Origin of the sequence: Pseudomonas nitroreducens (assembly GCF_014204515.1) — a bacterium.
Taxonomy (GTDB): domain Bacteria; phylum Pseudomonadota; class Gammaproteobacteria; order Pseudomonadales; family Pseudomonadaceae; genus Pseudomonas; species Pseudomonas nitritireducens_A.
The window spans coordinates 1-26,700 of record NZ_JACHLI010000056.1; the positions used below are offsets into that span (position 1 = coordinate 1).

Below are 26,700 nucleotides of genomic sequence, written 5' to 3' on the forward strand. Positions count from 1 at the left end.
TGATTTTCAAGTTCTTTCAGCGCTTCGTCGCTGGGAGTGGTGCGCATTATAGGGAGTTTAAATCGGCCGTCAACGACTAATTTAAACTTTCTTCACTCAGCGACCAGGGAGACGCGCGCGAAGGCCTTCTTGCCAGCCTGCAACACGTGGCTTGCACCTACCTTGAAGACGAAGCTGCGATCGACGACCTCGCCATCCACCCGCACACCACCGGAGGACAACAGGTCACGGGCAACAGCCGAGTTCTTCACCAGGCCTGCCTTATTAAGGACAGCACCGATGGGCAGGTCTTCCGCAGCGGCGACTTCTACTTCCGGCAGGTCTTCCGGCAGCTCGCCTTCTTTAAGACGGTTGCCCGCGGACTTGTGCGCAGACGCCGCAGCTTCTTCGCCATGGAAGCGGGCAACGATCTCTTCCGCCAGCTTGATCTTGATGTCGCGCGGGTTGGCGCCAGCCTCGACATCCTTCCTGAAGCCCTCGATCTCTTCCATGGAGCGGAAGCTGAGCAGCTCGAAGTAACGCCACATCAGGGTATCGGGGATCGAGACCAGCTTGCTGTACATGACGCCCGGCGCTTCCTGGATGCCGATGTAGTTGCCCAGGGACTTGGACATCTTCTTCACGCCGTCCAGGCCTTCGAGCAGCGGCATGGTCAGAATGCACTGCGGCTCCTGCTCATAGGCGCGTTGAAGCTCACGCCCCATCAGCAGGTTGAATTTCTGGTCGGTACCGCCGAGCTCGACATCCGCACGCAGCGCTACCGAGTCGTAGCCCTGAACCAGCGGGTAGAGGAACTCGTGGATGGCGATGGACTGATTGCTGGCATAGCGTTTGCTGAAATCATCGCGTTCCAGCATTCGGGCAACGGTGTACTGGGAAGCCAGACGAATGAAATCAGCGGGGGAAAGCTGGTCCATCCAGGTGGAATTGAAGGCTACTTCGGTCTTCGCGGGGTCGAGGATCTTGAAGACTTGCACCTTGTACGTCTCGGCGTTGTCGAGAACCTGCTCGCGGGTGAGGGGTGGGCGGGTAACACTTTTCCCGCTGGGGTCACCGATCATCCCAGTGAAGTCGCCGATCAGGAAGATCACCTGATGGCCCAGCTCCTGGAACTGGCGCAGCTTATTAATAAGGACAGTGTGTCCCAGGTGCAGGTCCGGGGCGGTCGGGTCGAAGCCGGCCTTGATACGCAGGGGCTGGCCGCGCTTGAGCTTTTCGATCAGCTCGGCCTCCACGAGAATTTCGTCTGCTCCGCGCTTGATCAGCGCCAGCTGCTCTTCGACCGACTTCATTGCAGGTTCCTGTACGTTGCGAATTGCGAAAGGGAACCAACGATACAAGAACAGACACTAAAAACAAGTTTTGCCCAGCGCCAGAGGACAGGACGTCAGAAGCCCGACATCAGGGTTGCTTCAGAGGGAATTTGGTTATATTTTAGGCAGTTATTTCACATTCCAAAAACACCACTCAAGCCATGACGCAATCCAATCAGAAAGCGCCGTACTACCCGAAGAGCCATCTGCTGGCCGCAAGCGGCGTAGCAGCGCTCCTCAGCCTGGCACTGCTGGTGTTCCCCTCGGCCGAGGTCGAGGCGAAGAAGACCTCGCTCAATCTCGAGCTGGACAGCGGTACCGAGCAGATCCTCCAGGAAAAAGACGATCTTCGACCCAACGCGGTCACGGAAGACAACGGCTCTTCGCCTTTTGCCCAGATAGAAGGCCAGCCGAACAACCAGAACAGCGCCGGAAAAGACGCGCAGAAGAACGACGATCTCGCTGATTCCACCCAGAAACCCTCCCCCTCCGCTTCCGCAGAACCTGCCTGGAAAAGCGTGACCGTGGGCAAGGGCGACACTCTTTCCACCGTGTTCGCGAAGGCCGGCCTGCCGGCGAACGCCGTGCACGACATGCTTGCCGCCAACAAGGACGCCAAGCAGTTCACCCGTCTGGATATCGGCCAGGACGTGGACTTCCTCATTGATACCAAGGGTGGCCTGCAGGGCCTGAAGGTCAAGCGCAGCGACCTGGAAACCATCAGCCTGAACAAGTCCGCCAAGGGCTATGACTTCAAGCGCGACCTGGTCAAACCCTCGGTGCACGCCAGCTATGCCCACGGCCGCGTCGACAGCTCGCTGTTCGTCGCCGGCAAGAATGCCGGACTGTCCCATGACCTGATCATGTCGATGGCCAACATCCTGGGTTACGACATCGACTTCGCCCAGGATATTCGCGAAGGCGATTCGTTCGACGTGATCTACGAATCCCAGCAGGTGCAGGGCAAGCAGGTCGGCACTGGCAGCATCCTGGCAGTACGCTTCGTCAACCGCGGCAAGGAATACACCGCGGTGCGCTACACCAGCAAACAGGGCAGCACCAGCTACCTGCGCGCCGACGGCAGCAGCATGCGCAAGGCGTTCATCCGCACGCCGGTGGACTTCGCCCGCATCAGCTCGCGCTTCTCGATGGGGCGTTTCCACCCCATCCTGAACAAGATTCGTGCACACAAGGGCGTCGACTACGCTGCGCCGATCGGCACCCCGATCAAGGCGACCGGCGACGGCAAGATTCTCGAAGCCGGCCGCAAGGGCGGCTACGGCAATGCCGTGGTCATCCAGCATGGCAAGACCTATCGCACCGTCTACGGCCACATGAGCCGCTTCGCCAAGGGCATCCGTTCCGGCGTGGCAGTGAAGCAGGGGCAGATCATCGGTTACGTCGGCATGACCGGCCTGGCCACCGGCCCGCACCTGCACTACGAGTTCCAGGTCAACGGCCAGCACGTCGACCCGCTGAGCGCCAAGCTGCCGACCGCCGATCCGCTGAGCGGCCCGGAGCGCAAGCGCTTCATGGCTCAGGCACAACCGCTGATCGCGCGCATGGACCAGGAGAAGGCAACCTTCCTGGCCCTGAACAAGCGCTGAGTCATGCCGCTCTATCTCGGGGTGATGTCCGGCACCAGTCTCGACGGGCTGGACATCGCCCTGATCGAGCAAGGCGAGCAGACCTCTCTGCTCGCCTCCCACTACCTCCCCATGCCTGCGGCACTGCGTGCCGATCTCCTGGCGCTGTGCTCTTCCGGCCCTGACGAAATTGCCCGCTCCGCCCTCGCGGAAAACAGCTGGGTCCGCCTGGCTGCACAGGGCATCAACGAACTCCTCGTCCGCGAGAAGCTGAGCGCCAGCGCGATTCGCGCCATCGGTAGCCACGGCCAGACCATCCGCCACGAACCGCACCTGGGCTTCACCGTGCAGATCGGCAACCCGGCCCTGCTCACCGAGCTCACCGGCATCGACGTGGTGGCCGACTTCCGCCGCCGCGATGTCGCCGCCGGCGGCCAGGGCGCACCCTTGGTACCGGCCTTCCACCAGGCCCTGTTCGGCAGCGATGAGCGCGACTGCGCGATCCTCAATGTCGGCGGCTTCAGCAACGTCTCGCTTTTAAGTCCGGGCCAGCCGGTTCGCGGATTCGACTGCGGCCCCGGCAACGTTCTGCTGGATGCCTGGATTCAGGAGAAGCGGGGCGAGGCCTATGATCGCGACGGTGACTGGGCGGCCAGCGGCAAGATCGACCAGCCGCTGCTGCAGAAGATGCTGGCTGACGACTTCTTCGCCGCCAGGGGTCCGAAGAGCACCGGGCGCGAGCGTTTCAACCTGAACTGGCTGAACGCGATCCTCGCAACTCACGCCCCGGTAAAGGCCGAAGACGTACAAGCGACCCTGCTGGAGCTGACCACCCACAGCATCGCCGCCGCACTGCTGGATGCGCAGCCCGCCTGCGAGGAAGTAGTGGTCTGCGGAGGCGGCGCCTTCAACGCGACGCTGATGCGCCGTCTGGCCGCACACATGCCTGGCGCGAGCGTAATCAGCAGTATCGACCGTGGCGTACCGCCGGAATGGATGGAGGCCATGGCCTTCGCCTGGCTGGCCCATCGCTTCCTCGAGCGCCTGCCCGGCAACTGCCCGGAAGTCACCGCCGCCCAGGGCCCGCGCATTCTCGGCGCGCTCTACCCCGCCTGAGTTCGCCGCACAAACAAAAACGCCGCGCATCTGCGCGGCGTTTTCGCTTCTACGGCATCAGATCGAGAAGGACTGGCCGCAACCGCAGGTGGTCGCTGCGTTCGGGTTCTTGATGACGAACCGCGAACCTTCGAGGCCTTCCTGGTAATCCACTTCCGCACCGGCAAGGTACTGGAAGCTCATCGGATCGACCACGAGGTTGACGCCATCGCGCTCGACGATGGTGTCGTCGTCCGCGGTGTCTTCATCGAAGGTGAACCCGTACTGGAAGCCCGAACAGCCACCGCCCGTGACGAACACCCGCAGCTTGAGGCGCGGATTGCCTTCTTCGTCGATCAGGTTCTTCACCTTGTTCGCAGCGCCTTGCGAGAACATCAGCGGAGTGGGGGTGAAGGTTTCGATGGTCATGGTGACAACTCTCCCGGCCGAAGCCGTACGTTACAACATTGCGGACTATTATCCGCTTACCCCAGAAAAACGGTCAACTAATCCGACTCATCCATTGGTCCAGATCAATCGACCGCCTTGTGGGGCAATCTTGCCTTACGGCAGCAGCGCGACGTTGGACAGGCCCAGGTGTTCATCCAGGCCGAAGAGGATGTTCATGTTCTGGATCGCCTGGCCGGACGCGCCCTTCACCAGGTTGTCGATCACCGAGAGGATCACCACCAGATCGCCGCCCTGCGGACGATGCACCGCAATACGGCAGACGTTGGCGCCGCGCACGCTGCGGGTTTCCGGATGGCTGCCGGCCGGCATCACGTCGACGAACGGCTCGTTGGCATAGCGCTCTTCGTACAGCTTCTGCAGGTCGATGCTGCGGTCGGCGACGCGCGCGTAAAGGGTCGCGTGGATGCCACGGATCATCGGGGTCAGGTGCGGCACGAAGGTCAGGCCGACATCGCCCTTGGCGGCGCGGCGCAGGCCCTGGCTGATTTCCGGCAGGTGACGGTGACCCTTCACCGAATAAGCCATCATGCTTTCACCGGCCTCGCAGAACAGCGAACCCACCTTGGCTCCACGGCCAGCGCCGCTGACGCCGGACTTGCAGTCGGCGATCAACTGGCTGGTATCGGCCAGGCCATTCTCCAGCAGCGGGATGAAACCGAGCTGGGTGGCGGTCGGGTAGCAGCCGGGGACGGCGATCAGGCGCGCGGACTTGATCGCCTCGCGATTCACTTCCGGCAGACCGTAGACAGCCTCGGGCAGCAGTTCAGGGGCGCCGTGGGGCTGGCCGTACCATTTGGCCCACTCCTCGGCGTCCTGCAGACGGAAGTCGGCGGACAAGTCGATCACCCGGGTGCCGGTAGCCAGCAGTTCGCCGGCCAGGGCATGGGCAACGCCATGCGGGGTAGCGAAGAACACCACGTCGCACTCACCCAGGCGCTTCACGTCCGGCACGCTGAAGGCCAGGCCGTCATAGTGGCCTCGCAGGTTCGGGTACATGTCGGCGACTTTCACGCCCTCCTCGGAACGCGAAGTGATCACTTCGACGCGCGCCTGGGGATGCTGTGCCAGCAGGCGCAGCAGTTCCACGCCCGTATAACCCGTACCGCCTACGATACCGACCTTGATCATCTGCCTGTCACTCCACCTATGGGCCAAATTCAGGGGCAATCATGATATGAGCCGCTGCCGCCGCTGAACAGAGCGAATCCGTGCGGGTTTACGCCCCTTTGGTCGGAGTCAGGGCTTCCTGCATCTGACGGGCGAGCGCGTGGTAGATCGGCAGGGGGTTCAGGCGGGCGGAAACGCCGCTGGCCAGCAGGGTGGCGGCGAGAATGGGGATGAGCATGTCCGGACTGTGGGACATCTCGACGGTGATCACCGTGGCGGTCAGCGGCGTACGCGTCACCCCGGCGAGGTAGGCGGACATCCCCAACAGCGCCACCGCCGGCAGGCTCGCGCCGGGGATCAGCGGCGTCAGCCAGGGCGCGAGACTGGCGCCGACGGTGAGCGAGGGCGAGAACAGCCCGCCGGGGATGCCGGCAATGAACGACACCACGTTGGCGACGAATTTCCACAGCAGGAAATCATGCCCCACCACCGGCTGCCCCTCGAGGATCGAGCGGGTCTCGGCGTAGCCGGTACCGAACACGTGCTGTCCGGACAGCAGGCCGAGCAGCGCCAGCAGCAGCCCACAGGCGGCGGCGAAACGGATCGGCCAGCGCCCGCGCCAGCGGCTGATGAAGCTCAGCGGGCCCCGGCGGGTCGGCAGCACCAACCGGCAATAGAGGCCGCCGAGCAGTCCACCGAGTACCCCGCAGGCCACCACGGCGATCCATGCCGGCCCCAGCGGCATGCTTTCCGAGAGCCGACCGAAGTAGCTGTAGCTGCCCATCAGGCCCAGGGTGACCATGCCGCCGAGCAGCACGGCGGTCAGCACCAGCCCGCTGAAGCGCTGCTCGAAGGTGCGGCTGAGCTCCTCGATAGCGAAAACCACTCCTCCCAGCGGTGTATTGAAGGCCGCCGCGATGCCCGCCGCGCCACCGGCGATGATCAGCCCGGACACCGTGCGCTTGTCATAGAGCCCCAGGCGACGGCCGAACGAATACATCAGGGCTGCGCCGATATGCACAGTCGGTCCCTCGCGCCCGGCCGACGCGCCCACCAGTAGCGCCAGCAGCGTCATCAGCAGCTTGCCCACGGCGATTCGCAGCGACAGCAAGGCGTTGCGCGTACGACTGCTGCGCTGCTCCAGGGCCACGATCACCTGGGGAATGCCGCTGCCACGGGTATTCTGCAGCGCGCCCTGGGTCAGCCAGACCAGGCCGGCAAAGCCCACCGGGCAGAGCAGCCAGGGCCACCACGGGCTGTGCGCGACCACGGCGCGGAAGGTAGCGCTGGCCAAGTCCGCCAGATGGGCGAAAGCCAGCGCAACCAGGCCCACCAGCAAGGCACCGACCCAGAAGGCCAGGCTCCGCCGCCATTGGCGCAACAGCGGATGGCGCGCCAGCGGGCGCCTGGGAACAGAACGAGCAGGCGAATCGCCAGCCGACTCGTCGAGCGGCTCGTCGGGCTGCTCGTTGGGACTCTGCGGCGGAGTGGATTCGGACATGGCGGCGAGGCCTGGCATCTTCCGGATGCCATGCGGCGTGCGCGGCAATGCGCCACGGACGGTTCGGGCGATAACCACCCCAGTGTAATAGATGCAGGGATGACGCCATTGCACGGCGCCACTACTATCGGCTCACCGTGATCCGAGGAAGTCCCGATGCTCTACCTGTGGCTCAAAGCCTTTCACATCATTGCCGTGATCTGCTGGTTCGCCGGCCTGTTCTACCTGCCGCGCCTGTTCGTCTACCACGCCATGAGCGAGGACGCCGCCAGCCGCGAACGCTTCTGCGTCATGGAGCGCAAGCTGTACCGCGGCATCATGGGCCCGTCGATGGTCCTCACCCTCGTCCTCGGCGCCTGGATGCTCTATCTCAATCCGGCCTGGCTGACCCAGGGCTGGATGCACGCCAAGCTCACCCTGGTAGTCCTGCTGATCGGCTACCACCACGCCTGCGGCGCCATGCTCAAGCGCTTCGCCCGTGGCGAGAACGGCCGCAGCCACGTGTTCTACCGCTGGTTCAACGAAGTGCCGGTGCTGTTCCTGATCGCCATCGTGATCCTGGTGGTCGTCAAACCCTTCTGACCCCGACAAGGAGACGTTCATGTCCCTGCCCGCCCTGCTCGACCGCCGCCTGCGCATTCCCCTGGTGGCGGCGCCGATGTTCCTGGTATCCAACCCGCAACTGGTGCTGGCCTGCTGCAAGAGCGGCATAGTCGGCAGCTTCCCGGCGCTGAACCAGCGCGAGAGCAGCGGCTTCAAGGCCTGGCTGGAAGAGATCGAGGCTGGCCTGGCCGCCGACCCGCAGGCCGCGCCCTACGCGGTCAACCTGATCGTCCACAACACCAACCCGCGCCTGCAGGAAGACTTGAAGCTCTGCGTCGAACACCAGGTGCCCATCGTCATCACCAGCCTGGGCGCGGTGCGCGAGGTGGTCGATGCCGTGCACAGCTATGGCGGCCTGGTGTTCCACGACGTGACCACCCGCCGCCACGCCGAGAAGGCAGCCGAAGCCGGAGTCGACGGTCTGATCGCCGTGGCCGCTGGCGCCGGTGGTCACGCTGGCACCTGGAGCCCGTTCGCGCTGGTCGCGGAGATCCGCCAGTTCTTCGATAAGACCCTGCTGCTGGCCGGCTGCATCAACCACGGCCACGAGATCCTCGCCGCCCAGGTACTGGGTGCCGACCTGGCCTACCTCGGCACGCGCTTCATCGCCACCCGCGAGAGCGCCGCTTCCGAGGACTACAAACACATGCTGCTCGACGCCCGCGCGGCCGATATCATCCACACCCCGGCGGTGTCCGGCGTGCCGGCCAGCTTCATGCGCCAGAGCCTGGAGGCCGCCGGTTTCGACATGCAGCGCCTCAACGACAAGGGCTCGCTCAACTACGGCGAGAAACTCAAGCCGGTGAGCGACGAGGCCAAGGCCTGGAAGACCGTGTGGTCCGCCGGCCAGGGGGTCGGCGACATCCGCGACCTGCCGTCGGTGGGCGAGCTGATCGCCCGTCTCGACCATGAGTACCGCCAGGCCCTGACCCGCAGCGCCGGCCTGTCCAATCAACTGCTGGTCTGAGCTGCGACGCGGCTCACCGTTATACCCGCCGGGGTGCTTGTTGCCCCCCGGCGGCCCGATTACGCTGTATCGACTCCACCATAGCCCGCCGACAAGGATGCCCCGATGGACCAACCCCGCTTCAAGATCGTCTTCGACGGCGCACTGATGCCGCAGACCCCGCTGGAAACCGCCAAGGAAAATCTCGCCCGCCTGTTCAAGAGCGACACGTCGAAGATCGACGCGCTGTTCAGCGGCCAGCCGGTGGTCCTCAAGCGTGACCTCTCCGATGACGAAGCCGACAAGTACCTGCGCGCCCTGCAGGGCGCCGGCGCCAATGCCCGCAAGGAAACCGACGGGATTGCCGGCCTGAGCCTGGTGGAGACCGAGGACCATCCCAGCGAAGCCACCCTCGCCGCCCGCGCGGCCGGCGAAGCCGCCAGCAACGAACGCATGACCTGCCCCAAGTGCGGTCACGAGCAGGCCAGCGCCATCGAGTGCAGCGCCTGCGGCATCGTCATCGACAAGTACCTGGCGCGCCAGGCCGAACTGGCGGCCAACCCGCCAGCCGTCGCGGCAGCTGCAGCAGCTCCCGCGGCCGTAGCAGCGAACGCCGCCTCGCCTTATGCACCGCCACAGGCACAAGTGGGTGACGAGCTGCCCGAGTTCGGCGAGCTCAAGGTCTTCACCACCGACGGCCGCATCGGCCGCGTGCGCTACCTGGGCTGGAGCATGGCGATGTTCCTCGTGCTCTTCGCCATCCTCGCCCTGGTCGGCGGCGCCTTTGCCCTGAGCAACACCCTGGGCTACCTGATCGGTGCTGTCGCGGTCGTCGCCTTCATCGCTTACGTGGTGGTCGGTGTGATGATCGGTGTGCAGCGCCTGCATGACATCGGCTGGTCCGGCTGGCTGCTGCTGCTCAACCTGGTCCCCGTCGTCGGCAGCGTGTTCCCGCTGCTGATGCTGCTGATCCCCGGTACCAGCGGTCCGAACCGCTTCGGTCCGCCGCCGCCGCCCAACAGCCGTGGCGTCGTGGCGCTGGCCTGGACCATGCTGGTCGTCCCAATCCTGGGTATCCTCGCCGCCATCGCCATTCCCGCCTACCAGGGCTACCTAGACAAGGCCGAGAATGCCCAGTACGAGCAGTACCAGCAGGACGAGGCGCCGGCCGACCCGGCGGCAGTCCCCGAAGGCCCGAGCGAGCAGTTCAACAGCGGCGACACCGAAGGCGCCGACTCGGACGACAGCGGCGACAGCTCCGAACAGTGATGCAACAACCCGTGGCGGGCGTGGTCGAACGCCACCCCGCCACAGAGACTCCCGAATGCCTCGTTTTGCCCTCATCACCGGCGCCTCCAGCGGCATCGGCCTGGCCCTGGCCGAAGCCCTCGCCCGCCGCGGCCAGGCACTGATCCTGGTGGCGCGCCAGCGCGACGCGCTGGACAGCGCCGCCTGCGAGCTGTCCCAGCGCTTCGGGGTGGAGGTGCTGTTCCGCGTCTGCGACCTGTCCGAGCCACTGCAGATTTCCGGGCTGCTGCACGAACTGGAGCAGAGCGGACGGCAGATCGAGTTGCTGGTGAACAATGCCGGCGTCGGCACTTCCGGCGCCTTCCTCGACCATGACTGGTCCCGCGAGCAGGAACTGCTGGAACTCAACGTCCTGGCCCTGGCGCGCCTGTGCCACGGCATCGGCGCGATGATGGAGCGCAGCGGCGGCGGGCGGATTCTCAACGTCGCCTCCATGGCCAGCCTGCTGCCCGGTCCCTGGATGAGCAGCTACTTCGCCAGCAAGGCCTTCGTGCTGCATTTCTCGGAAGGGCTGCGCGAAGAACTCAAAGGACGCGGCATCAAGGTCTCGGTGCTCTGCCCCGGCCCGACCCGGACCGCTTTCTACCGCAACGCCGACATGCGCCTGGGCAAGCTGGACGATGGCAAGCGCGTCATGTCCCCTGAGGAAGTCGCCTTCCTCGCGGTGAAAGCCCTGCGTCGCGCGCCCGCGCTGATCATCCCCGGCTGGCGCAACCGCCTGTTCGCCTGCGGCGTGCGCCTGCTGCCGCGCTGGGCCCAGCGCAAGCTGGCCGGGCGCATCAACCGCCTGGCTTTGGCCGGCTGAGCCCCAGCCGACGCCCAACCAGCCCTCAGCCCGCCATCACCGTACGTCCGTCGGCCCAGCTGCGCAGGGCCGCCAGCTCTTCCGCCATCACCACCGACAAGGGCGCAGTGCGGCGAATCTCCTCCAACAGCAACGACTGGTCCACCGACTTCTGCCGCGCCTGGGCGGCATAGAAGGCGCCGACCACGGCCTGCTCGATTTCCGCGCCGGAGAAACCCTCCGCCGCCGCAGCCAGTTGCCCGAGGTCGAACTGCCCCGCGTCCAGCTCGCGGCGCGCCAGGTGGATGCGGAAGATGTCCTGGCGCACGCTCGGGTCCGGCAGGTCGACGAAGAACAGCTCGTCGAAGCGGCCCTTGCGCACCAGTTCCGGCGGCAGCCGATCGATCGCGTTGGCGGTGGCGACCATGAACACCGGCGCCTTGCGCTCGGCCATCCAGGTCAGCAGGGTGCCGAGCACGCGCTGGCTGACGCCGTTGTCCTGGTCGCCCGTGGCCAGGCCCTTCTCGATCTCGTCCGCCCAGAGCACGCAGGGCGCCATGCTGTCGGCCAGGCGCAGGGCCTCGCGCAGGTTGCGCTCGGTCTCGCCGAAGTACTTGTTGTACAGGCTGCCGAAGTCCAGGCGCAGCAACGGCAAGCCCCACAGGCCCGCCACCGCCTTGGCCGCCAGGCTCTTGCCGCCGCCCTGCACGCCAACCAGCAACACGCCCTTGGGCAGGTCCTTGTCCTTGCCCTCGTTGAAGGCGCTCTGCCGTTCGCCGAGCCAGCGCTTGAGGTTGGCCAGCCCGCCGACTTCGGCGAAACGCGCGGTGTCGTGTTCGAAACTCAGCACGCCGTCGAGGTTGAGCAGCTCGAACTTGGTGCGGTTGAGCTCCGGCAGGTCTTCCTGGGTGATCGCCCCGTCGTTGCAGATTACGCTGCGTGCCAGCAGGCGCGCCTCGCCGTGGGTGAGGCCGCGCAGGTTCTTCACCACCTGACGCAGGGTACGGTTGTCGGTGCGTACCCGCGCGCCGCGGTTGCGCTCGCTCCAGCGGGCCGCCTCCTCACGCACCAGGCCCACCAGCTCATCTTCGGACGGCAGCGACAGCGCAAAGTGCGCGGCGAAGCGCTGGACTTCGGCAGGCAGCTTCAGTGCGTGGGAAACCAGCACCACCGTGGGACGGAAATTCCCTTCGGCCATGGCGATCTCCTTGAGCAGGCGCACCGCACGGGGGTTGTCCACCAGGTAGGGATGCAGGTCGCAGAGCACATAGAGGTTGGGCTGCGGATCGGCCTTGATCAGCCGCAGGGCATTTTCCGCCTCGCGGCTATCGGTCTCGCCCTGGGGCTCGCCGCCGAAACCCAGGCGCTGCAGGCCTTCGGTGGCCGACCACAGCTGCAGGTTGAGCCCACGGCGCACCGCAAGGCCAGTGAGGGTCTCCAGCACACGGGGTTCGTCCCAGGACTCGATGACGATCAGCTTGACCCTGGAATCGAGCACCAGGCCCAGGTCATGGATATCGTTCTGCACGCTCGCTCCTTGCGTTGGCCGGCCCGGAACTGGGCGCGGTGGTCGACGGCCGCTAAACTGCTGCTCCTACCCTGATGGCTGGAGGAGCATTTCGTGGACTGTCTGTTCTGCAAGATCGTCGCCGGGGACATTCCCGCGCGCAAGCTCTATGAAGATGACCAGGTGATCGCCTTTCACGACATCGGCCCGCAGGCGCCGGTGCATTTCCTGGTGATCCCGAAAAAGCACGTTTCCACCCTCAACGACCTGACCGAGGCGGACAAGCCGCTGGCCGGGCACATCCTCTTCACCGCCCAGCGCCTGGCGCAGGAGCAGGGCTGCGACGAGGGTTTCCGCGTGGTGATGAACTGCAACGACCTGGGTGGCCAGACCGTGCATCACATCCACATGCACGTGCTGGGTCAGCGCCAGATGAACTGGCCGCCGGGCTGAGTATCGGAAAGACGCTGCGCGCACCTCGGCAAGACCTGTCATTCGCCATCCGGTAAACTGGCCGGCGAATGTTCCTTATCGGAGGTGCGCCATGTCCGCCGACCGTCACTACTCCCCCGCCGACCGCTTCCTGCTGCAGGCCGATGCCGCGCTGCGCACCCTGCTGCCGTTCAACGGCCATCCAGGGCGGCCCTCCCCGGCCATCGTCCAGCCCGACGCCGAGCTCAGCGAGACTGATGCCCGCCACGTCGCCGGCCTGATGCGCATCAACCACACCGGCGAGGTCTGCGCCCAGGCGCTGTACCAGGGCCAGGCATTGACCGCCAAGCTGCCGAAGGTGCGCAAGGCCATGGAAGAAGCCGCCGACGAGGAAGTCGACCACCTCGCCTGGTGCGAACAGCGCATCCGCGAGCTGGGCAGCCGGCCCAGCGTGCTCAACCCGATCTTCTACGGCCTGTCGTTCGGTGTCGGCGCCGCCGCCGGACTGATCAGCGACCGCGTCAGCCTCGGCTTCGTCGCTGCCACCGAAGACCAGGTGTGCAAGCACCTGGACGAGCACCTGGCGGAAATCCCCGTCGAGGACCAGAAGTCCCGCGCCATCCTCGAACAGATGCGCCAGGACGAGGAACACCACGCCACCAGCGCCATCGAGGCCGGCGGCCTGCGCTTCCCGGCGCCGGTGAAGTTCGGCATGACGCTGCTGTCCAAGGTGATGACCAAGTCGACCTATAGGATCTAGGCTTCAAGCGGCAGGCTTCAGGCCGCAGGCAAGAGCGCCGAGCCTTTCGCTCTTGCCTGTAGCCTGCAACTTGCCGCCGCCCTGAATGAAAAAACCGCCTCGAAGGGCGGTTTTTTCATTCAGGGCGAATCTTCAGCGCGGCATGTTGCGCGCGTAGAAGATCTCCAGCATTTCGTGCCTCACACGCTCTTCCACCTGCTTGCGCTGCTCGGGCGACAGGTTGCGCGTCGCGTCACCGAACAGGTAGTTGTCCAGGTCGAACTCCTTGAGCAGCATCTTGGTGTGGAACAGGTTCTCCTGGTACACATTCACGTCGGTCATCTGGTAGGCCTCGTACGTGTCGTCGGAGAGATAGTTCTGGATCGAGTTGATCTCGTGGTCGATGAAGTGCTTCTTCCCTTCCACGTCGCGGGTAAAGCCGCGCACGCGGTAATCCACGGTGACGATGTCCGAGTCGAACTGGTGGATGAGGTAGTTGAGCGCCTTGAGCGGCGAGATGACGCCGCAGGTCGACACATCGATGTCCACCCGGAAGGTCGCGATGCCTTCCACCGGATGGATCTCCGGATAGGTGTGTACGGTGATATGGCTCTTGTCGAGGTGCGCCAGGATGGTTTCCGGCAGCGGCCCCGGGGATTCCTCGATCTGGCTGTCGGTCGGGGTGACCGGTTGCTCGGAGATCAGGATGGTCACGCTGGCGCCTTGCGGATCGTAATCCTGACGGGCGATGTTCAGGATGTTTGCGCCAATGATGTCGACAACATCGGTGAGGATCTGCGTGAGACGTTCGGCATCGTACTCTTCGTCGATGTACTGCACGTAGGCCTGCTGGTCTTCAGGCGTCTCGGCATAGCAGATGTCATAGATGTTGAAGCTCAAGGTCTTCGTCAGGTTGTTGAACCCGTGGAGCTTGAGTTTGCTTTTCACCGTGGGAGAACTCTCATCAAATGCGGCTCTGCCGCGTGGTTGAGCATGCCCGTCAGATGCGTACGGCGGCACCTGCGTAGGACGGTTTACACCTCTTCGCGATGGCGATTGTGGTTGCTTGGTTTCGGGCCGGACGGCCCTGAAAAAAGGTGGCGCATTATGCAGAGGTCAGGCGACCTCTGCCAGAGTTTGCGCACCCTTGATGATGAAAGGATGAAGCAGCGCGTCAGCCCAGTTCGACGATCTCGTAGTCGTGGGTGATCTCGACGCCGGCGCGGCCGAGCATGATCGAGGCGGAGCAGTATTTCTCGGCAGAAAGCTCCACGGCACGCTTGACCTGGGCTTCCTTCAGGCCGCGACCCTTGACCACGAAATGCACATGGATCCTGGTGAACACCTTGGGGTCTTCGTCGGCGCGCTCGGCTTCGAGGAAGGCCTCGCAGCTTTCAACTGGCTGGCGGCCCTTCTTCAGGATGCTCACCACGTCGAAGTTGGTGCAGCCACCCAGGCCCAGCAGCAGCATCTCCATCGGCCTCACGCCGAGGTTGCGACCACCGGCATCCGGCGGGCCATCCATCACCACGACGTGGCCGCTGCCGGATTCGCCGAGGAACATGGCCTCGCCTGCCCACTGGATTCGCGCTTTCATTGCAAAGGACTCCGCCGGAAAAAAGGGGCGACAGCTTATCACAGCCCTCTAGCACGCCCAGCGGGGCCCGTGGCTGCTACGCAGGTCTCATTTCCACACGACCAGTATGCATTTGCGGCTTAAGCTGACGTCAGTTTACTGGCACACTCTCGGAAATTGCCCTGACGATTGTTCCAGGTTTCCGATTGTTGGTAACACCTCGTCTGTTAAGCTCTTGCCCGTTTACGTACAGGCAAGTTGCAAAAAAGGCAATGCAGCCGCCCAGGGGATCGAGGGGGATCTCGCCAGGGAAGCACGGCTTCACAGCTGTACATAAAATTAGATGCCTTGTGCAAAGGCCACTTTCTACTTTCCGGGACTCGGGCATGGTAGCTATTACCCTCACACCCAAAATCAAGAACCTCGACAAGTTGCTCGCGCACTGTCATCGCCGCCGCTTCACCGCCAAGAGCACCATCATCTATGCCGGTGACCGCTGCGAGAGCCTGTTCTTCATCATCAAGGGGTCGGTCACCGTTCTGATCGAGGACGACGACGGTCGGGAAATGATCATCGGCTACCTGAACACCGGCGATTTCTTCGGTGAGATGGGGCTGTTCGACAAGGAAGGCAGCACCGCCCAGGAGCGCAGCGCCTGGATCCGCGCCAAGACCGAATGCGAAGTCGCCGAGATCAGCTACGCGAAGTTCCGCGAACTGAGCCAGCAGGACCCGGAGATTCTCTTCACCCTGGGCAGCCAGATGGCCGACCGCCTGCGCAAGACCACGCGCAAGGTCGGCGACCTCGCCTTCCTCGACGTCACCGGCCGTGTTGCCCGCACCCTGCTGGACCTGTGCCAGCAGCCGGACGCCATGACCCACCCGGACGGCATGCAGATCAAGATCACCCGCCAGGAAATCGGCCGCATCGTCGGCTGCTCCCGCGAGATGGTCGGCCGCGTGCTCAAGAGCCTGGAAGAACAGGGCCTGGTGCACGTGAAGGGCAAGACCATGGTGGTCTTCGGCACCCGCTGAACAAACGCCAGAAAGCAGAAAAGCCGGCAATCGCCGGCTTTTTTGTTTTTTGCCTTTTGTAGGAGCGAGCTTGCTCGCGAACAATCAGCCGGAAACTCCGGCACTGGGCGGTTCGCGAGCAAGCTCGCTCCTACACTACCCGTCAGTCCGGATCGGCGCCCAGCTTGACCTTGCTGCGCTCGGGGAAGAACAGGCGCTTGAGTTCGGTGCCCGGCTCGTCGGCGCGCATGAAGGCCTCGCCAACCAGGAAGCCGAACACGTCGCTGACTTCCATCAGTTCGACGTCGGCACGGTTGAGGATGCCGCTCTCGGTGATCACCATGCGCTCGCGTGGGATTTCCGGCAGCAGGTCCAGGGTGGTTTCCAGGCTCACCTCGAAGGTGTGCAGGTTGCGGTTGTTGATGCCCACCAGCGGGGTATCCAGGGTCTTCAGCGCGCGCTCCAGCTCCGGGGCGTCGTGCACTTCCACCAACACGTCGAGACCGACGTCCTTGGCCACCGAGGCCAGCTCGGCCATGCGCACGTCATCCAGCGCCGAGACGATCAGCAGGATGCAGTCGGCGCCAATGGCGCGGGCTTCCACCACCTGGTACGGATCGATCATGAAGTCCTTGCGGATCACCGGCAGCTTGCAGGCAGCGCGGGCTTCCTTGAGGTAGGCGTCGCTACCGAGGAAGAAGTCGATATCGGTCAGCACGGACAGGCAGGCAGCGCCGCCCTCTTCGTAGCTGCGGGCGATGTCGGCGGGGTCGAAGTTCTCACGCAGGATGCCCTTGCTCGGCGAAGCCTTCTTCACCTCGGCGATCACCGCCGGCTCGCGGCGCTTGGCGCGTTCCAGCAAGGCATTGGCGAAACCGCGCGGGGCGTCCGCCGCACGCGCCAGCTGCTCCACCTCGGCAAAGGCGACACGGGCGCGGCGTTCGGCGACTTCTTCGGCCTTGCGGGCCAGGATCTTCTGCAGAACCGTCGGCACACTCACTGTGCGTTCTCCTCTCGGTAAACGGCGGTGAAGGCCGCCAGCTCTTCCATCTTCTCCCGCGCCAGCCCCGTGTGCAGGGCGTCGTGGGCCAATTGCATGCCTTCGTGCAGGCTGGTCGCCAGGTCCGCGGCGTAAAGCGCGGCGCCGGCGTTGAGCACGATCAGCTCGGCGGCCTTCTGCCCGGCCTCGGTCTTGCGTCGGCCCAGGGCATCACGGATCAGCTCCAGCGACTGCTGCGGGCTGTCCACGGTCAGGCCGATCAGGCTCTGGCTCTTGATGCCGAAGTCTTCGGGCTGCACTTCGTATTCGGTGACCACGCCGTCCTTCAATTCGGCGACATGGGTCGGTGCAGCGAGGCTGAACTCGTCCAGGCCATCGCGCGAATGCACCACCAGGATGTGCTCGCTACCCAGGCGCTTGAGCACCTCGGCCAGCGGACGGCACAGCGCCTGGCTGAACACGCCGACCACCTGGTGCTTCACGCCTGCCGGGTTGGTCAGCGGGCCGAGCATGTTGAACAGAGTACGCAGGCCCAGCTCGCGGCGTGGGCCGGCAGCGTGCTTCATGGCCTTGTGGTGGACCTGGGCGAACATGAAGCCGACGCCGACGGTCTCGATGCAGCGCTTCACCTGGACCGGTTTCAGGTCCAGGTAGATGCCGGCGGCCTCCAGCAGATCGGCACTGCCGCTCTTGCCGGAGACCGCACGGTTACCGTGTTTGGCGACCTTGCCGCCGGCCGCGGCAACCACGAAGGCTGCCGCCGAGGACACGTTGAAGATGTTCGCGCCATCACCACCGGTGCCGACCACGTCGACCACGTGCTTCAGGCTGTCCAGCTCGACCTGATCGGCCAGCTCGCGCATCACCGCCACGGCGCCGACGATCTCGTCGATGGTCTCGCTCTTCATGCGCATGCCCATGAGGAAGGCGCCGATCTGGGCGTCGGTGCACTGCCCGGTCATGATCTCGCGCATGACGTCCTGCATTTCCTCGGTGCTCAGGTCCAGCTGGTTGACCACGCGGCTGAGGGCTTCCTTGATGTTCATGCGCGCACCCCGCCGGTCTGCTTGAGGAAGTTGGCCAGCATCTCGTGGCCCTGTTCGGAAAGGATCGACTCGGGGTGGAACTGCACGCCCTCGACGTTCAGCGTCTTGTGGCGCAGGCCCATGATCTCGTCGACCGAGCCGTCTTCCAGCGCCGTCCAGGCGGTGATCTCCAGGCAGTCGGGCAGCGTCTCGCGCTTCACCACCAGGGAGTGGTAGCGGGTCTGGGTCAGCGGATTGTTCAGGCCGGCGAAGACGCCGTCATCCTTGTGGAACACCGGACTGACCTTGCCGTGCATGACCTGGCGCGCGCGCACCACGTCACCGCCGAAAGCCTGGCCGATGGACTGGTGGCCCAGGCACACGCCCAGCAGCGGCAGCTTGCCGGCGAAGCGCTCGATGACGGCCAGGGACACGCCCGCCTCGTTCGGCGTGCACGGACCGGGGGACAGGACGATACGTTCGGGATTGAGCGCGGCGATCGCGTCGACGCTCAGCTCGTCGTTGCGAATGACGTGGATGTCGGCCTTCAACTCGGCGAAGTACTGCACCAGGTTGTAGGTGAAGGAATCGTAGTTATCGATCATCAGCAGCATGTCTGCTCGAACCTCATGATTGCACTGCTTTCGGATCGCGCCATCGTCGACACCCGTTGCGGCCTCGTAGGCTGCGCGAATCTGGCAATTATGCCAGCGGATGGGAGAAATGGACGCGTAAGAAGAGACCGGCGCACTGCCGGGAAAGAAGGAATCAGGCGCGCCAGCGCCAACGGGCGAATGCCTTGAGGAGGGAGGTGATGATGCGGCTGCGGTGGATCACGGTTGCGGTCTCGCCTAGCAATGGCCGAACAGTAGCCCATGGCCGGGCGCCAGCGCAATACGTGCGGCGCCGCTGGCGACGAAGGTAGGAAGGTTCAACGGCATGCCTCAAGCGCCGCGCGCAGGCGAGTCTCGTAGGCCAGGTGCTGCTGCCGTTCGGCCAGCAGCGCGCGGACCTTGGTTTGCAGATCATCCGCCGGGCGCAGGTCGGCGGTGGCGAATCGAGGGGTTCCGAGCGCCGGCACCTGGCACGGCACCGGGACGGGAATGCGCACCTCCACGGGCTTCGGCGCGGTCGCAGCGCAGCCTGCCAGGAGCAGCACGGGAGTCACCAGTAGCCACTTCATGGCAGCAGCTCCCGGTCGATCAGTTGACGCACCACCGCACATTCCTCGCCCTCGCTGCGTTCCAGCAGCAGCCGGCTGGCAGCGGCCTCATGGCTCTGCGCCTGCTCGCGCGCCTGGGCCAGGGCGCGCTCGGCAGCGTCCGAGCGCTGGCGGGCGGCCTGCTCCAGCGCCGCGACCTGAGCGTTCTGCAGCGCCAGCTGCGACTCCAGCGCCTTGCCGGCGTCGCTGCAGCGTGCCTGCTCCAGACGCATGTTCTCCAGCTGCCCGCCATAGAAGCGCGCCGTCAGCCAGCCGCCGATGAAGCCGCCGAGCAGAAAGCCGGCCATGCCCAGCGCCAGCCAGAAGCGGTTCATCGCAGCACCTCCTGGGCGCGGCGCCACAGCTGGGTACGCGCTTCCAGTCCGTTCAGCCCGCCGTTGATGCGTCGGGTGATGTCCTCGAAGCGCTCCTCATCGGCCAACTCATTGAGACCGTTGCGCTGCCACCACCAGGCGGCGGATCGGCAGGCCCAGCGCGGCTCGGCCAACAATTGCGGGCGGGCGACAAAGGGCTGGCAGAGTCCCTCGCCAACGGAGCGGTAGTTGCTCCGCCCAGTGACCTGCAACAGGCCGCGCCCACGAAAGCGCCAACCATCACCGGACGCCTCGTCACCATTGCCATTGCGCCCCGCGTACACGAGGTTGGCGATGCGCTCCGGCTGGTAAGCCGCCTCCCGCGCCAACGCCGTGGGCGAGCCGTCGGCACTGCGAAAACGCCGCGGCCAGACGGCGGCCAGACGCTGGGCACTGTAGGTAAGACTTTCCACGCAACGGGTCAGCTGCGCGCTTTCATACCCGACCTGGGCGAGAAAAGCGGCAACCCTTGTCGGCGTGTCGATGGCGAAGTCGCCCAGGGCAGCATTGAGCACCGGCAGAAAAACGCCCGCGACGGGGCGGGCGTTGGGCAGGACCAGCAGCAACTGGCGTTCGTCGATCAGCATGTCAGCCGCCCTCCCCGGCCTGCGCCTTGCCATCGTTACCGCCATTGCACAGCACACGGGTGATCCAGCCGTTCGCGTCGTAGTGCTGGGTCACGGTATCGACCAGGTAAAGGCCATCGACCCCCGCCTTGAAGCCGCGCAACTCGACCCGGCATTCAGCGAACAGGTCGGCGCGGCCTGGTAGCTGCAGGCGTACGCCGGCGGTCTGACGATTGAAGTCCGCCAGACGCGAGCTGGCCAACTGCTTCGCGGCCGCCTCGTTGGCCTGGACATGGCGCTCGACATACTCGGCCTGCACCTTCTTCGGCGCGTTCGGATTGGCCACCTTCACGGTCCGCAGGATTCCGTCGGCCCCCTGGAAAGGCACGCTCACCTGGGCGACTACCTTGCGGTCATCCAGGGTGAAGCTGAAGGAGCTGACGTCCTCGCGCTGGAGCAGTACCGGGTCCAGCGCCTGTCCCGAGGCGCTGCGGCCGGCCTGGCGCGGCATGACCAGCAGCTGCAGGTCGGCGATCTTCGCCGTGCAGTCGTACTGCCGCGCCAGGCGGGTAATGAAGTGATAGTCGGACTCGTTGATCTGGTCCGCGCGGACGATCCGCGTCTGCACCTTGCACTGGGCTTGCCAGCCGTTGCGTTCAGCGATGCGCTCGACGATCTGCGCCAGCGTCACGTTCTCCCAGCTGTCGCTGCGGATGGATTTCGCCACGTTGCGCGAGTCCGCGGACTTGGCCTTGATCAGCAGCGTGTCCGGCGCCCCGCTGAAGGTGATGGTGTCGACCTGGTAGCGGCCCATCGGCGCCACGCCGGTTTCCTCGTAGCCCAGGTACAGCGCCAGCTCTGCGCCCCGCCGAGGCAATGCGACGGTGCCGGTGCGATCGTCGAGGGTGAGCGAAAGCGTGTCCGACTCCAGGCCGTGCCTATCGGTCACATCCAGCTCGAGCACGCGGTCGTTGACCTGTGCCGTGATATCGCGCCCATCGGCGACGATGCGAAAGACAGGTTTCATGGGTCACCCGAATAAAAAAGGCCCCACTTGCGCGGGGCCTGGATGGAACATGCGAGTCAGTCCCACAAGCGCACCTGGGGATTGTCCGGTGCCGCCAGCACGGGCATGCGGATCAGCACGCCGGCGCGCAGCGGTTGTGGCTCGTCGGCCAGCCCCGGGTTGGCAGCGAGCACCGCCTCCACGCAGCCCTTGAGATGGCCATAGCGCTGGTAGCAGAGCTGATCCAGCACGTCGCCCTTACTGCTGCGATAGATCGTTGTCGTCGCCATAGCGGCTGAACTCCAGTTCGAAGGCTTGATTGCGCGGAGCACCATTGCTGAGCAGGGCAGTCTGCGTCTCGCTGACCCTGGTCAGGCACCAGGTCCCCAGGGGATCGCCGTAGCCGCTGATCAGGTCCACCGGTTTGCCACTCAGGGCGATTTCGCGCAGCTGGTTCGGAATCCTCCATCCCACGCGCTGCCCCGCTACCCGCGACAGGGCCGGCATGAGCGTCGCCTTCAGCACCAGCGTCTCCGTTCCCGCACCGACGTATTGCAGGGCGCCCCGGCGGCCCAACCGCGCCTGGTCCTTCCAGCTGGGCTGGCTGGTGCGAACTGCCGACTCGAAGGGCACCGTGTCGATGTTGAAGAAGAACTGCGTCGGCGAGTCCACGACGTTCATCACCAGCAGGTGCGGCTGGGGAATCGCGCACATGAAATCGCCAGGCGACGGCATGGGCGCCAGGACCGAGCTGGGCAGTATCGAACCCAGCGAATCGCCGACCTTGCCGATGACCTTGTCCACCGCCTTCCTGGCCCGGTCCACCTGTTCGCCCAACCCCTGCATGCGCTCATCGACGCCTTTCAAGGCACGCGCGGCGCTGTTGTAGGTGTTGACCACCTTGTTGACCTTGACCTGCGCACGCTCGATGCCCTGCATCGCGCGCTGGACCTTGCCGGTCATTTCCGCCGGAACCCCCGGCAAGCCCTCCAGCGCGACAGCCGCACCACGGATTTCGCTGACCGCGCTGTTGACCGGCGCGATCACTTCGTCCAGGTCACGGCGGCCGTCCTCGGCCGCCTGGGCCAGTTGCGACAGGCCGTTCTGCATCTGTTCCCAATACGCCATACCGCCTCCTTAAACCACGACCATGTCGAACAACGCATCGCGCTGCCGATCCTGGGAGAAATCTGCCAGCATCCGCCGCAGCCGTGGCAGCAGCTCATTGGCCAGCTGGTCGGGGTCACTGACGTTGCCGGCCACGTTGATGCTGATCTGTGGCGAGAACGTCCAGTTCTGCCCTGCCGGGGACACTCGGCTGGCAGAGTCGCCACGGCCAGGATCGGGCACAGGCTCAGCCGGTCTCATCACCTCATCACTGGAAGCACCTGGCGCGACAGCCTGCGGTGTTTCTTCGCGGCGCAGACTGCTGAGCACGCCCAGAGTGCTGCCCATCAGGCTACCCGGCGGAGAAAGCAGCAGCGCGCCGAATAGCCCGCCCCCCAGAATGGCCTCGATAGTCGACGCTTGCGCCTCGGCCGAATGGCTACCCGGCCTGAGCGCAGGCAATCGGTCTGCGAACAAGGGCAGCAGCGGTCCGTTCAGCGGAACAGGACTCACAGGCCCAAGCACCTGGTTCTCGACATACCTTCTGAGCACACCGCCCACCGACGGCAGTGACGGTAACCACGGCGCCGGCAATGCCCCTGCGGACGGCAGGCCTTTGGCCGCATCGGGCCGCACCTGCGGCCGGGAGTTGCCCATCGTTGCGGGAGACTGCAGCGGATTGAGGTTCAGGGAGCGAATCTTCCGGGCTTGCTCGGCGTAGCCCAGTTGTTCCACGAAGTCCGCCGCCATGTCCTGGGCCAGACCGAACTGCAAGGTGGCTACCGCCGCCCGTGCGCCGTCCAGGGAAGCCGATCGGGACAGACCATCGGCAATGTCCGTAACCATCGGCAACGCCACGTCAACCGTTCTCAGAGCGACGCTGCCTCCGGTTTGGAGCGTGCGTTCCAGGGCGACTTGAGCAGCAGTGCGCTGCCCCTGCGTGGTATTCCTTCGCGCATCGACCGCCGCTTGCAGCTCGACGGCTGGCGCGACGCGCATTTGCCCAGGGAGACGCGTCACCTCGGTCCACGAGCGCGCGTCCTGGCCGCCGTTCAGGCGACGGACCAGTTGCTCGGTGGAAACGTTTTCCTGCCGAGCACGCCAGGAGATCACCCCAAGGCCACGCTCTACCCCCGCCGCATCCAGATCGCCCTGCCGGCTGATGTTTGCCACCAGATCCACCACCGCCTCGGGCGCAATGGCCTTGCCGTACTGGAACTTGGCGGCCGCCGGCAGGTACTGCAGGCTCCTCTCCAGCGTGAGACCGCTGTTCATCAGCAGGCGAGTCATGTCCAGCGCGGCATTGGCATCCAGTCCACTGTCCCTCGCCGCGGCCTCCACACGCTTCGCCACCCCTCTCTCCGACTCCGCTCCCGGCGCCAGCCCTCCACGCACGGAGATTTCCTGTACGCGCTGTTCGTAGAGCAGCGCACTGCGCAGGCCGGCCACCGCGGCCTCTTTCGGGCCGGATAAGGCCTCGGGCAATATCGACTCTTTCTTCGACCACTCGTAGGCAACTGGCTGCAGCGCAACCGCCATGCCAGCGCCGCCGAGTTGGCCTGCGACAGGCCGTGCCGTAGCCGACCCGGACTCGCGCAGCAGCGTGGCGATCTCCTGCAGAGCATCCAGGGTCTGCTGTGCCAGATCATCGCCCTGCTGGGCAGCATCGTGCAGAGGTCGGTGCAGTTCCGACACCGGTGCCGATGCACCCACGCGCGCGGCATCACCCCGTACGCGCGCACCCTCCCAGCGACTCAGCGCATCAGCAATGGCCACGCCGAGCGAGTCCTTCAACGCCAGGCCGAGCGACTGCCCCAACGCTTCACCGACTTCGGGGCCGATCACTACCGTAACCCGAGGGCTTTCACTCACTACCATTTCACTTACCCCTCTGACGTCATTCGCCTCTTCGACGACAAGGGAGCGCCGGTCACCCAGCGCCCCTGTCGGGGCGAACCAGCCCGCCTAGTCCCCCAGCCACCAATGCAGGTCGCTGAGGGTCATGCGCTCCAGTTCGCCGGCCGTGAAGCCCGACTCAGTCGCCAGTCGCCGCGCCAGCTGGCGCATCAGCGCGAAGCTCATCCGCGTCCTCTCGCACCAGGCGAAAGTAGGCGTGCTGCAGGCGCTGGTAGTCGCTGAGCTTGAGACCCTCCAGGTCCTGGCGGCTGACCTGCAGCAGCGAGGCGAACAGTTGCAGCTCGCGCTCCTCGTCGTCGCTGGCGACCTTGCTGGCCAGACGGACGTCGCGCACGGTGGGTGCGCGCAGGGTGAGGGCGTCGACCTCGACGCCGTTGCAGGAGGTCGGGCGGGACAGTTTCACCACTGCCGCGTCCTCGGAAAGGCTCAGCCACGCGGGCTGTTTGACCAGGTCTTGCATCAGGGTTCTCCTCAGGCGCCCAGGTCGGCGCGCAGTGCGGCGAGCTGATCGACGCCGTTGATCTTGCGTACGGAGTTGAGCGGATCGATCTCGAACATCTCGCGACCTTCGATTTCCAGCTTGTAGTAGCTGACGGCCACGCTGTAGGTGCAGGCGGCCAGCTCATTGGCCTTCCACTCGCCCGAGTCGACTTCCTTGAGCAGGCCGCGCACGGTGGCGACCACCGGCACGGTGCCGCCCTTCTGGGTCTTGAAGGAGCCGCGGAAGGTACCGTTGAAGGAACCCTGGTCACTCAGGCCGAAGAACTTCATGGCCTCGCGACGGGCGCCGTTGGTGGTGAACTTGGCCTCCATGGCCTCCAGGCCCATGTCGAGCAGGATCGGCGCATCCATGCCACCGGCGCGGTACTCCTGGGTCTTCACCTTCAGGGCCGGCAGGGTCAGGGAGGGCACGTCACCGGCAAAGCTCACGCCGTCGACGAAGAGGTTGGTGTTGGTCAGGATCTGCGGAATCATCTTGGGTTCTCCTTAAGCTGCGTCCAGGACTTCGGTGAGCCATTGATCGGTCACCTCGACGCGGAAGTTGGGGTTCTCGGCCGGCGGTACGTCGGTGAAGCGGATGTTCCAGTACACCTTGCCCTGGGCCAGTTGGCTGGCGGTGTTGAGTTCCGGATCGGCGTAGACCTCGAAGTCGATCACCGCGCCCTGGTTCTTCAGGTCGCGCATGAAGGCCTGCAGGCCCTCGGTCACGTCCTTCACGTAGGTCCGGGTGATGCCGCGGTCGACTGCCCACTTGTGCCCGGCGAGGATCGCGTCCATCACCATGTCCATGGTCCGCACGCGGGTCACGAAGGCCCACTTGGCGTCGCTGGAAAGGGTGCGGTTGCCCCACAGGCGGTAGCCGTCGTCACGGATGACGGTGGTGATGTTGGCGTTGTTGAGCAGGTTGGCGCGGCAGGTCTCGTCGCCGTCGAGGAACTCGATGGGGCGGCCGGTGCCGGTGATGCCGAGCAGTTCCTTGTTCGACGGCGAGGACCAGAAGCCGTACTGGCTGTCGGTCCAGGCGAACAGCGCGGCGGCGTTGGCCGAAGCCGGTGCATCGACGGTGGCGCTGCTGGCGGTATCCCAGTACTGCACGCCCGGATCGACCAGGTAGATGCGCTTGCTGCCGAACTCGCCGGCGTAGGCGATGGCCGCCTCGTCGGTGGTGTTCGGGCCGTCGACGATGGCGATGGCGCGCAGCTTCTCGGCCAGCGCGCCCATGGCGGTGGCCACCGCCTGGGTGGCGGAATGCTTCGGCGCGACCAGCAGGCGCGGCTGGGCGTTGAAGCGCGACTTGCCGTCGAGCAGCGCCTGCAGGCCGGTACGCTGGCCGGCTTCGGTGACGCTGCCGATGATGGCGGAAGTCAGCTGCGCGGCATCCTCGACCTTCGCCACGCCCACTGCCACGACCACCGCGGCGGACTGGGTGAAGATCGCAGTGCAGGACTTGTAGATCGCCGACGCGGTACCGAACGCGGCGGCCGCTTCACGCAGGCTGGTGAGCAGCACCGGCACGTCGGCCTGCGCAGTCAGCTTGGCATCGGGGGTGAAGGTATCCACCAGGCCGATGATCGAGGACGACGGCAGCGCAATGGTGCGCGCACCGACGTCGACATTGGTCACGGTGACGCCGTGAAAGAAGCTCATAGATTTTCTCCAGACATAAAAAAACCGCCGGGAGGCGGTTGGGTGGTTTGCCCTGGTGCGAGGTGCGGAGGGCAGAAAAGGTCGATATTGCTATAAAGCCAAATTGGCCGTTTACGAGTCGCCAAGGTCCACGCCTTGAAGCCGTCACACGTCCATCAATACGAGTAAGATCTATAGATTTTGGTCACTTAATTACCAAGCGACAGGAAGTAGAACGCGATCGGAGAAGCGACTGGCACAGAACCAGAACCAGCGTTTGTAGAGTGCACATTGAAACCCTTCTGGTTTGGCCCCCTGTATCTGAGGACAGGGCCTCACGCTTAAACTAGGAGATAGTCTTGTGACTGGTTTTAAGCGTATGCCCAATGGAAGTGA

29 protein-coding genes are annotated in these 26,700 nt (G+C 65.0%); 9 read left to right on the forward strand and 20 right to left on the reverse strand.

Annotation, left to right across the window (positions count from 1 at the left end; translation table 11 throughout):
- Positions 1-92 precede the first annotated feature (92 nt).
- On the reverse strand, positions 93-1,292 hold the full coding sequence (gene tyrS / locus HNP46_RS34330; RefSeq protein WP_184598378.1) for a tyrosine--tRNA ligase: 1,200 nt from the start codon (positions 1,290-1,292) through the stop codon (positions 93-95).
- 182 nt (positions 1,293-1,474) lie between these two features.
- Between tyrS and HNP46_RS34335 the strand changes: the two genes are divergently transcribed.
- On the forward strand, positions 1,475-2,920 hold the full coding sequence (locus HNP46_RS34335) for a peptidoglycan DD-metalloendopeptidase family protein (protein ID WP_184598381.1): 1,446 nt from the start codon (positions 1,475-1,477) through the stop codon (positions 2,918-2,920).
- Positions 2,921-2,923: 3 nt separating this feature from the next.
- Positions 2,924-4,015, forward strand: coding sequence for an anhydro-N-acetylmuramic acid kinase (locus HNP46_RS34340; protein WP_184598384.1), 1,092 nt, complete (start codon positions 2,924-2,926; stop codon positions 4,013-4,015).
- Between the two features lie 57 nt (positions 4,016-4,072).
- Here the strand turns inward: HNP46_RS34340 and erpA are convergent, their stop codons facing one another.
- From erpA to HNP46_RS34355, 3 genes are all read right to left on the reverse strand, one after another.
- Positions 4,073-4,423 (reverse strand): iron-sulfur cluster insertion protein ErpA, encoded by a 351-nt coding sequence (gene erpA, locus HNP46_RS34345; RefSeq protein WP_045212604.1) that lies wholly within the window; start codon positions 4,421-4,423, stop codon positions 4,073-4,075.
- 135 nt (positions 4,424-4,558) lie between these two features.
- Positions 4,559-5,593: an N-acetyl-gamma-glutamyl-phosphate reductase gene (gene argC / locus HNP46_RS34350; RefSeq protein WP_184598387.1), complete on the reverse strand. Its 1,035-nt coding sequence runs from the start codon at positions 5,591-5,593 to the stop codon at positions 4,559-4,561.
- Between the two features lie 88 nt (positions 5,594-5,681).
- Entirely contained in the window at positions 5,682-7,073 is a 1,392-nt protein-coding gene (locus HNP46_RS34355) for a chloride channel protein (RefSeq protein WP_260403341.1), read from the reverse strand.
- A gap of 156 nt (positions 7,074-7,229) precedes the next feature.
- Here HNP46_RS34355 and hemJ point away from each other — a divergent pair, with 156 nt between their 5' ends.
- From hemJ to HNP46_RS34375, 4 genes are all read left to right on the forward strand, one after another.
- Positions 7,230-7,655: a protoporphyrinogen oxidase HemJ gene (gene hemJ / locus HNP46_RS34360; RefSeq protein WP_184598390.1), complete on the forward strand. Its 426-nt coding sequence runs from the start codon at positions 7,230-7,232 to the stop codon at positions 7,653-7,655.
- 19 nt (positions 7,656-7,674) lie between these two features.
- Positions 7,675-8,643 (forward strand): NAD(P)H-dependent flavin oxidoreductase, encoded by a 969-nt coding sequence (locus HNP46_RS34365; RefSeq protein WP_184598393.1) that lies wholly within the window; start codon positions 7,675-7,677, stop codon positions 8,641-8,643.
- A gap of 105 nt (positions 8,644-8,748) precedes the next feature.
- The gene (locus HNP46_RS34370) at positions 8,749-9,891 is read left to right on the forward strand and encodes a DUF805 domain-containing protein (protein ID WP_184598396.1); all 1,143 of its coding nucleotides are present in this window, start codon (positions 8,749-8,751) and stop codon (positions 9,889-9,891) included.
- Between the two features lie 55 nt (positions 9,892-9,946).
- Positions 9,947-10,735: an SDR family NAD(P)-dependent oxidoreductase gene (locus HNP46_RS34375; RefSeq protein WP_184598399.1), complete on the forward strand. Its 789-nt coding sequence runs from the start codon at positions 9,947-9,949 to the stop codon at positions 10,733-10,735.
- Positions 10,736-10,760: 25 nt separating this feature from the next.
- Here HNP46_RS34375 and HNP46_RS34380 read toward each other — a convergent pair whose 3' ends face one another.
- Entirely contained in the window at positions 10,761-12,242 is a 1,482-nt protein-coding gene (locus tag HNP46_RS34380; RefSeq protein WP_184598408.1) for an AAA family ATPase, read from the reverse strand.
- Between the two features lie 93 nt (positions 12,243-12,335).
- Between HNP46_RS34380 and HNP46_RS34385 the strand changes: the two genes are divergently transcribed.
- Positions 12,336-12,674, forward strand: coding sequence for a histidine triad nucleotide-binding protein (locus HNP46_RS34385; protein ID WP_184598411.1), 339 nt, complete (start codon positions 12,336-12,338; stop codon positions 12,672-12,674).
- A 91-nt stretch (positions 12,675-12,765) separates the two neighbouring features.
- Positions 12,766-13,413, forward strand: coding sequence for a 2-polyprenyl-3-methyl-6-methoxy-1,4-benzoquinone monooxygenase (coq7, locus tag HNP46_RS34390; RefSeq protein ID WP_184598414.1), 648 nt, complete (start codon positions 12,766-12,768; stop codon positions 13,411-13,413).
- A 132-nt stretch (positions 13,414-13,545) separates the two neighbouring features.
- Here coq7 and speD read toward each other — a convergent pair whose 3' ends face one another.
- Both speD and HNP46_RS34400 read right to left on the reverse strand, forming a co-directional pair.
- Positions 13,546-14,340, reverse strand: coding sequence for an adenosylmethionine decarboxylase (gene speD, locus HNP46_RS34395; RefSeq protein ID WP_138525630.1), 795 nt, complete (start codon positions 14,338-14,340; stop codon positions 13,546-13,548).
- A gap of 226 nt (positions 14,341-14,566) precedes the next feature.
- On the reverse strand, positions 14,567-14,989 hold the full coding sequence (locus tag HNP46_RS34400) for an OsmC family protein (RefSeq protein WP_088420392.1): 423 nt from the start codon (positions 14,987-14,989) through the stop codon (positions 14,567-14,569).
- Positions 14,990-15,354: 365 nt separating this feature from the next.
- Between HNP46_RS34400 and crp the strand changes: the two genes are divergently transcribed.
- On the forward strand, positions 15,355-16,002 hold the full coding sequence (crp, locus tag HNP46_RS34405; protein ID WP_184598424.1) for a cAMP-activated global transcriptional regulator CRP: 648 nt from the start codon (positions 15,355-15,357) through the stop codon (positions 16,000-16,002).
- A gap of 142 nt (positions 16,003-16,144) precedes the next feature.
- On the opposite strand, the gene trpC is transcribed toward crp, so the two are convergent.
- The 13 genes from trpC to HNP46_RS34470 all read right to left on the reverse strand — a co-directional run bounded on the left by trpC (position 16,145) and on the right by HNP46_RS34470 (position 26,325).
- The gene (gene trpC, locus HNP46_RS34410; protein ID WP_184598426.1) at positions 16,145-16,981 is read right to left on the reverse strand and encodes an indole-3-glycerol phosphate synthase TrpC; all 837 of its coding nucleotides are present in this window, start codon (positions 16,979-16,981) and stop codon (positions 16,145-16,147) included.
- Entirely contained in the window at positions 16,978-18,027 is a 1,050-nt protein-coding gene (gene trpD, locus HNP46_RS34415; protein ID WP_184598429.1) for an anthranilate phosphoribosyltransferase, read from the reverse strand. Before trpD ends, trpC begins: the two co-directional genes overlap by 4 nt.
- Positions 18,024-18,620 (reverse strand): aminodeoxychorismate/anthranilate synthase component II, encoded by a 597-nt coding sequence (locus HNP46_RS34420; RefSeq protein ID WP_184598432.1) that lies wholly within the window; start codon positions 18,618-18,620, stop codon positions 18,024-18,026. Before HNP46_RS34420 ends, trpD begins: the two co-directional genes overlap by 4 nt.
- 317 nt (positions 18,621-18,937) lie before the next feature.
- On the reverse strand, positions 18,938-19,189 hold the full coding sequence (locus HNP46_RS34425) for a hypothetical protein (protein WP_184598435.1): 252 nt from the start codon (positions 19,187-19,189) through the stop codon (positions 18,938-18,940).
- Positions 19,186-19,542 (reverse strand): hypothetical protein, encoded by a 357-nt coding sequence (locus HNP46_RS34430; RefSeq protein WP_184598437.1) that lies wholly within the window; start codon positions 19,540-19,542, stop codon positions 19,186-19,188. The genes HNP46_RS34425 and HNP46_RS34430 overlap by 4 nt, the downstream gene beginning before the upstream one ends.
- The gene (locus HNP46_RS34435; protein WP_184598440.1) at positions 19,539-20,168 is read right to left on the reverse strand and encodes a glycoside hydrolase family 19 protein; all 630 of its coding nucleotides are present in this window, start codon (positions 20,166-20,168) and stop codon (positions 19,539-19,541) included. Before HNP46_RS34435 ends, HNP46_RS34430 begins: the two co-directional genes overlap by 4 nt.
- Position 20,169: 1 nt before the next feature.
- Positions 20,170-21,174 (reverse strand): phage late control D family protein, encoded by a 1,005-nt coding sequence (locus tag HNP46_RS34440; RefSeq protein ID WP_184598443.1) that lies wholly within the window; start codon positions 21,172-21,174, stop codon positions 20,170-20,172.
- A gap of 56 nt (positions 21,175-21,230) precedes the next feature.
- The gene (locus tag HNP46_RS34445; protein WP_184598446.1) at positions 21,231-21,443 is read right to left on the reverse strand and encodes a tail protein X; all 213 of its coding nucleotides are present in this window, start codon (positions 21,441-21,443) and stop codon (positions 21,231-21,233) included.
- Positions 21,412-22,281 (reverse strand): phage tail protein, encoded by an 870-nt coding sequence (locus HNP46_RS34450; protein WP_184598449.1) that lies wholly within the window; start codon positions 22,279-22,281, stop codon positions 21,412-21,414. The genes HNP46_RS34445 and HNP46_RS34450 overlap by 32 nt, the downstream gene beginning before the upstream one ends.
- A 9-nt stretch (positions 22,282-22,290) precedes the next feature.
- Positions 22,291-24,138: a hypothetical protein gene (locus HNP46_RS34455; RefSeq protein ID WP_184598452.1), complete on the reverse strand. Its 1,848-nt coding sequence runs from the start codon at positions 24,136-24,138 to the stop codon at positions 22,291-22,293.
- Between the two features lie 157 nt (positions 24,139-24,295).
- Entirely contained in the window at positions 24,296-24,637 is a 342-nt protein-coding gene (locus HNP46_RS34460) for a phage tail assembly protein (RefSeq protein ID WP_184598455.1), read from the reverse strand.
- Positions 24,638-24,648: 11 nt separating this feature from the next.
- Positions 24,649-25,152 carry a phage major tail tube protein gene (locus tag HNP46_RS34465; RefSeq protein WP_184598458.1) on the reverse strand — a complete coding sequence of 168 codons (504 nt, stop codon included), beginning with the start codon at positions 25,150-25,152 and terminating at the stop codon, positions 24,649-24,651.
- Positions 25,153-25,164: 12 nt separating this feature from the next.
- Entirely contained in the window at positions 25,165-26,325 is a 1,161-nt protein-coding gene (locus HNP46_RS34470; protein WP_184598461.1) for a phage tail sheath subtilisin-like domain-containing protein, read from the reverse strand.
- Between the last annotated feature and the right edge of the window lie 375 nt (positions 26,326-26,700).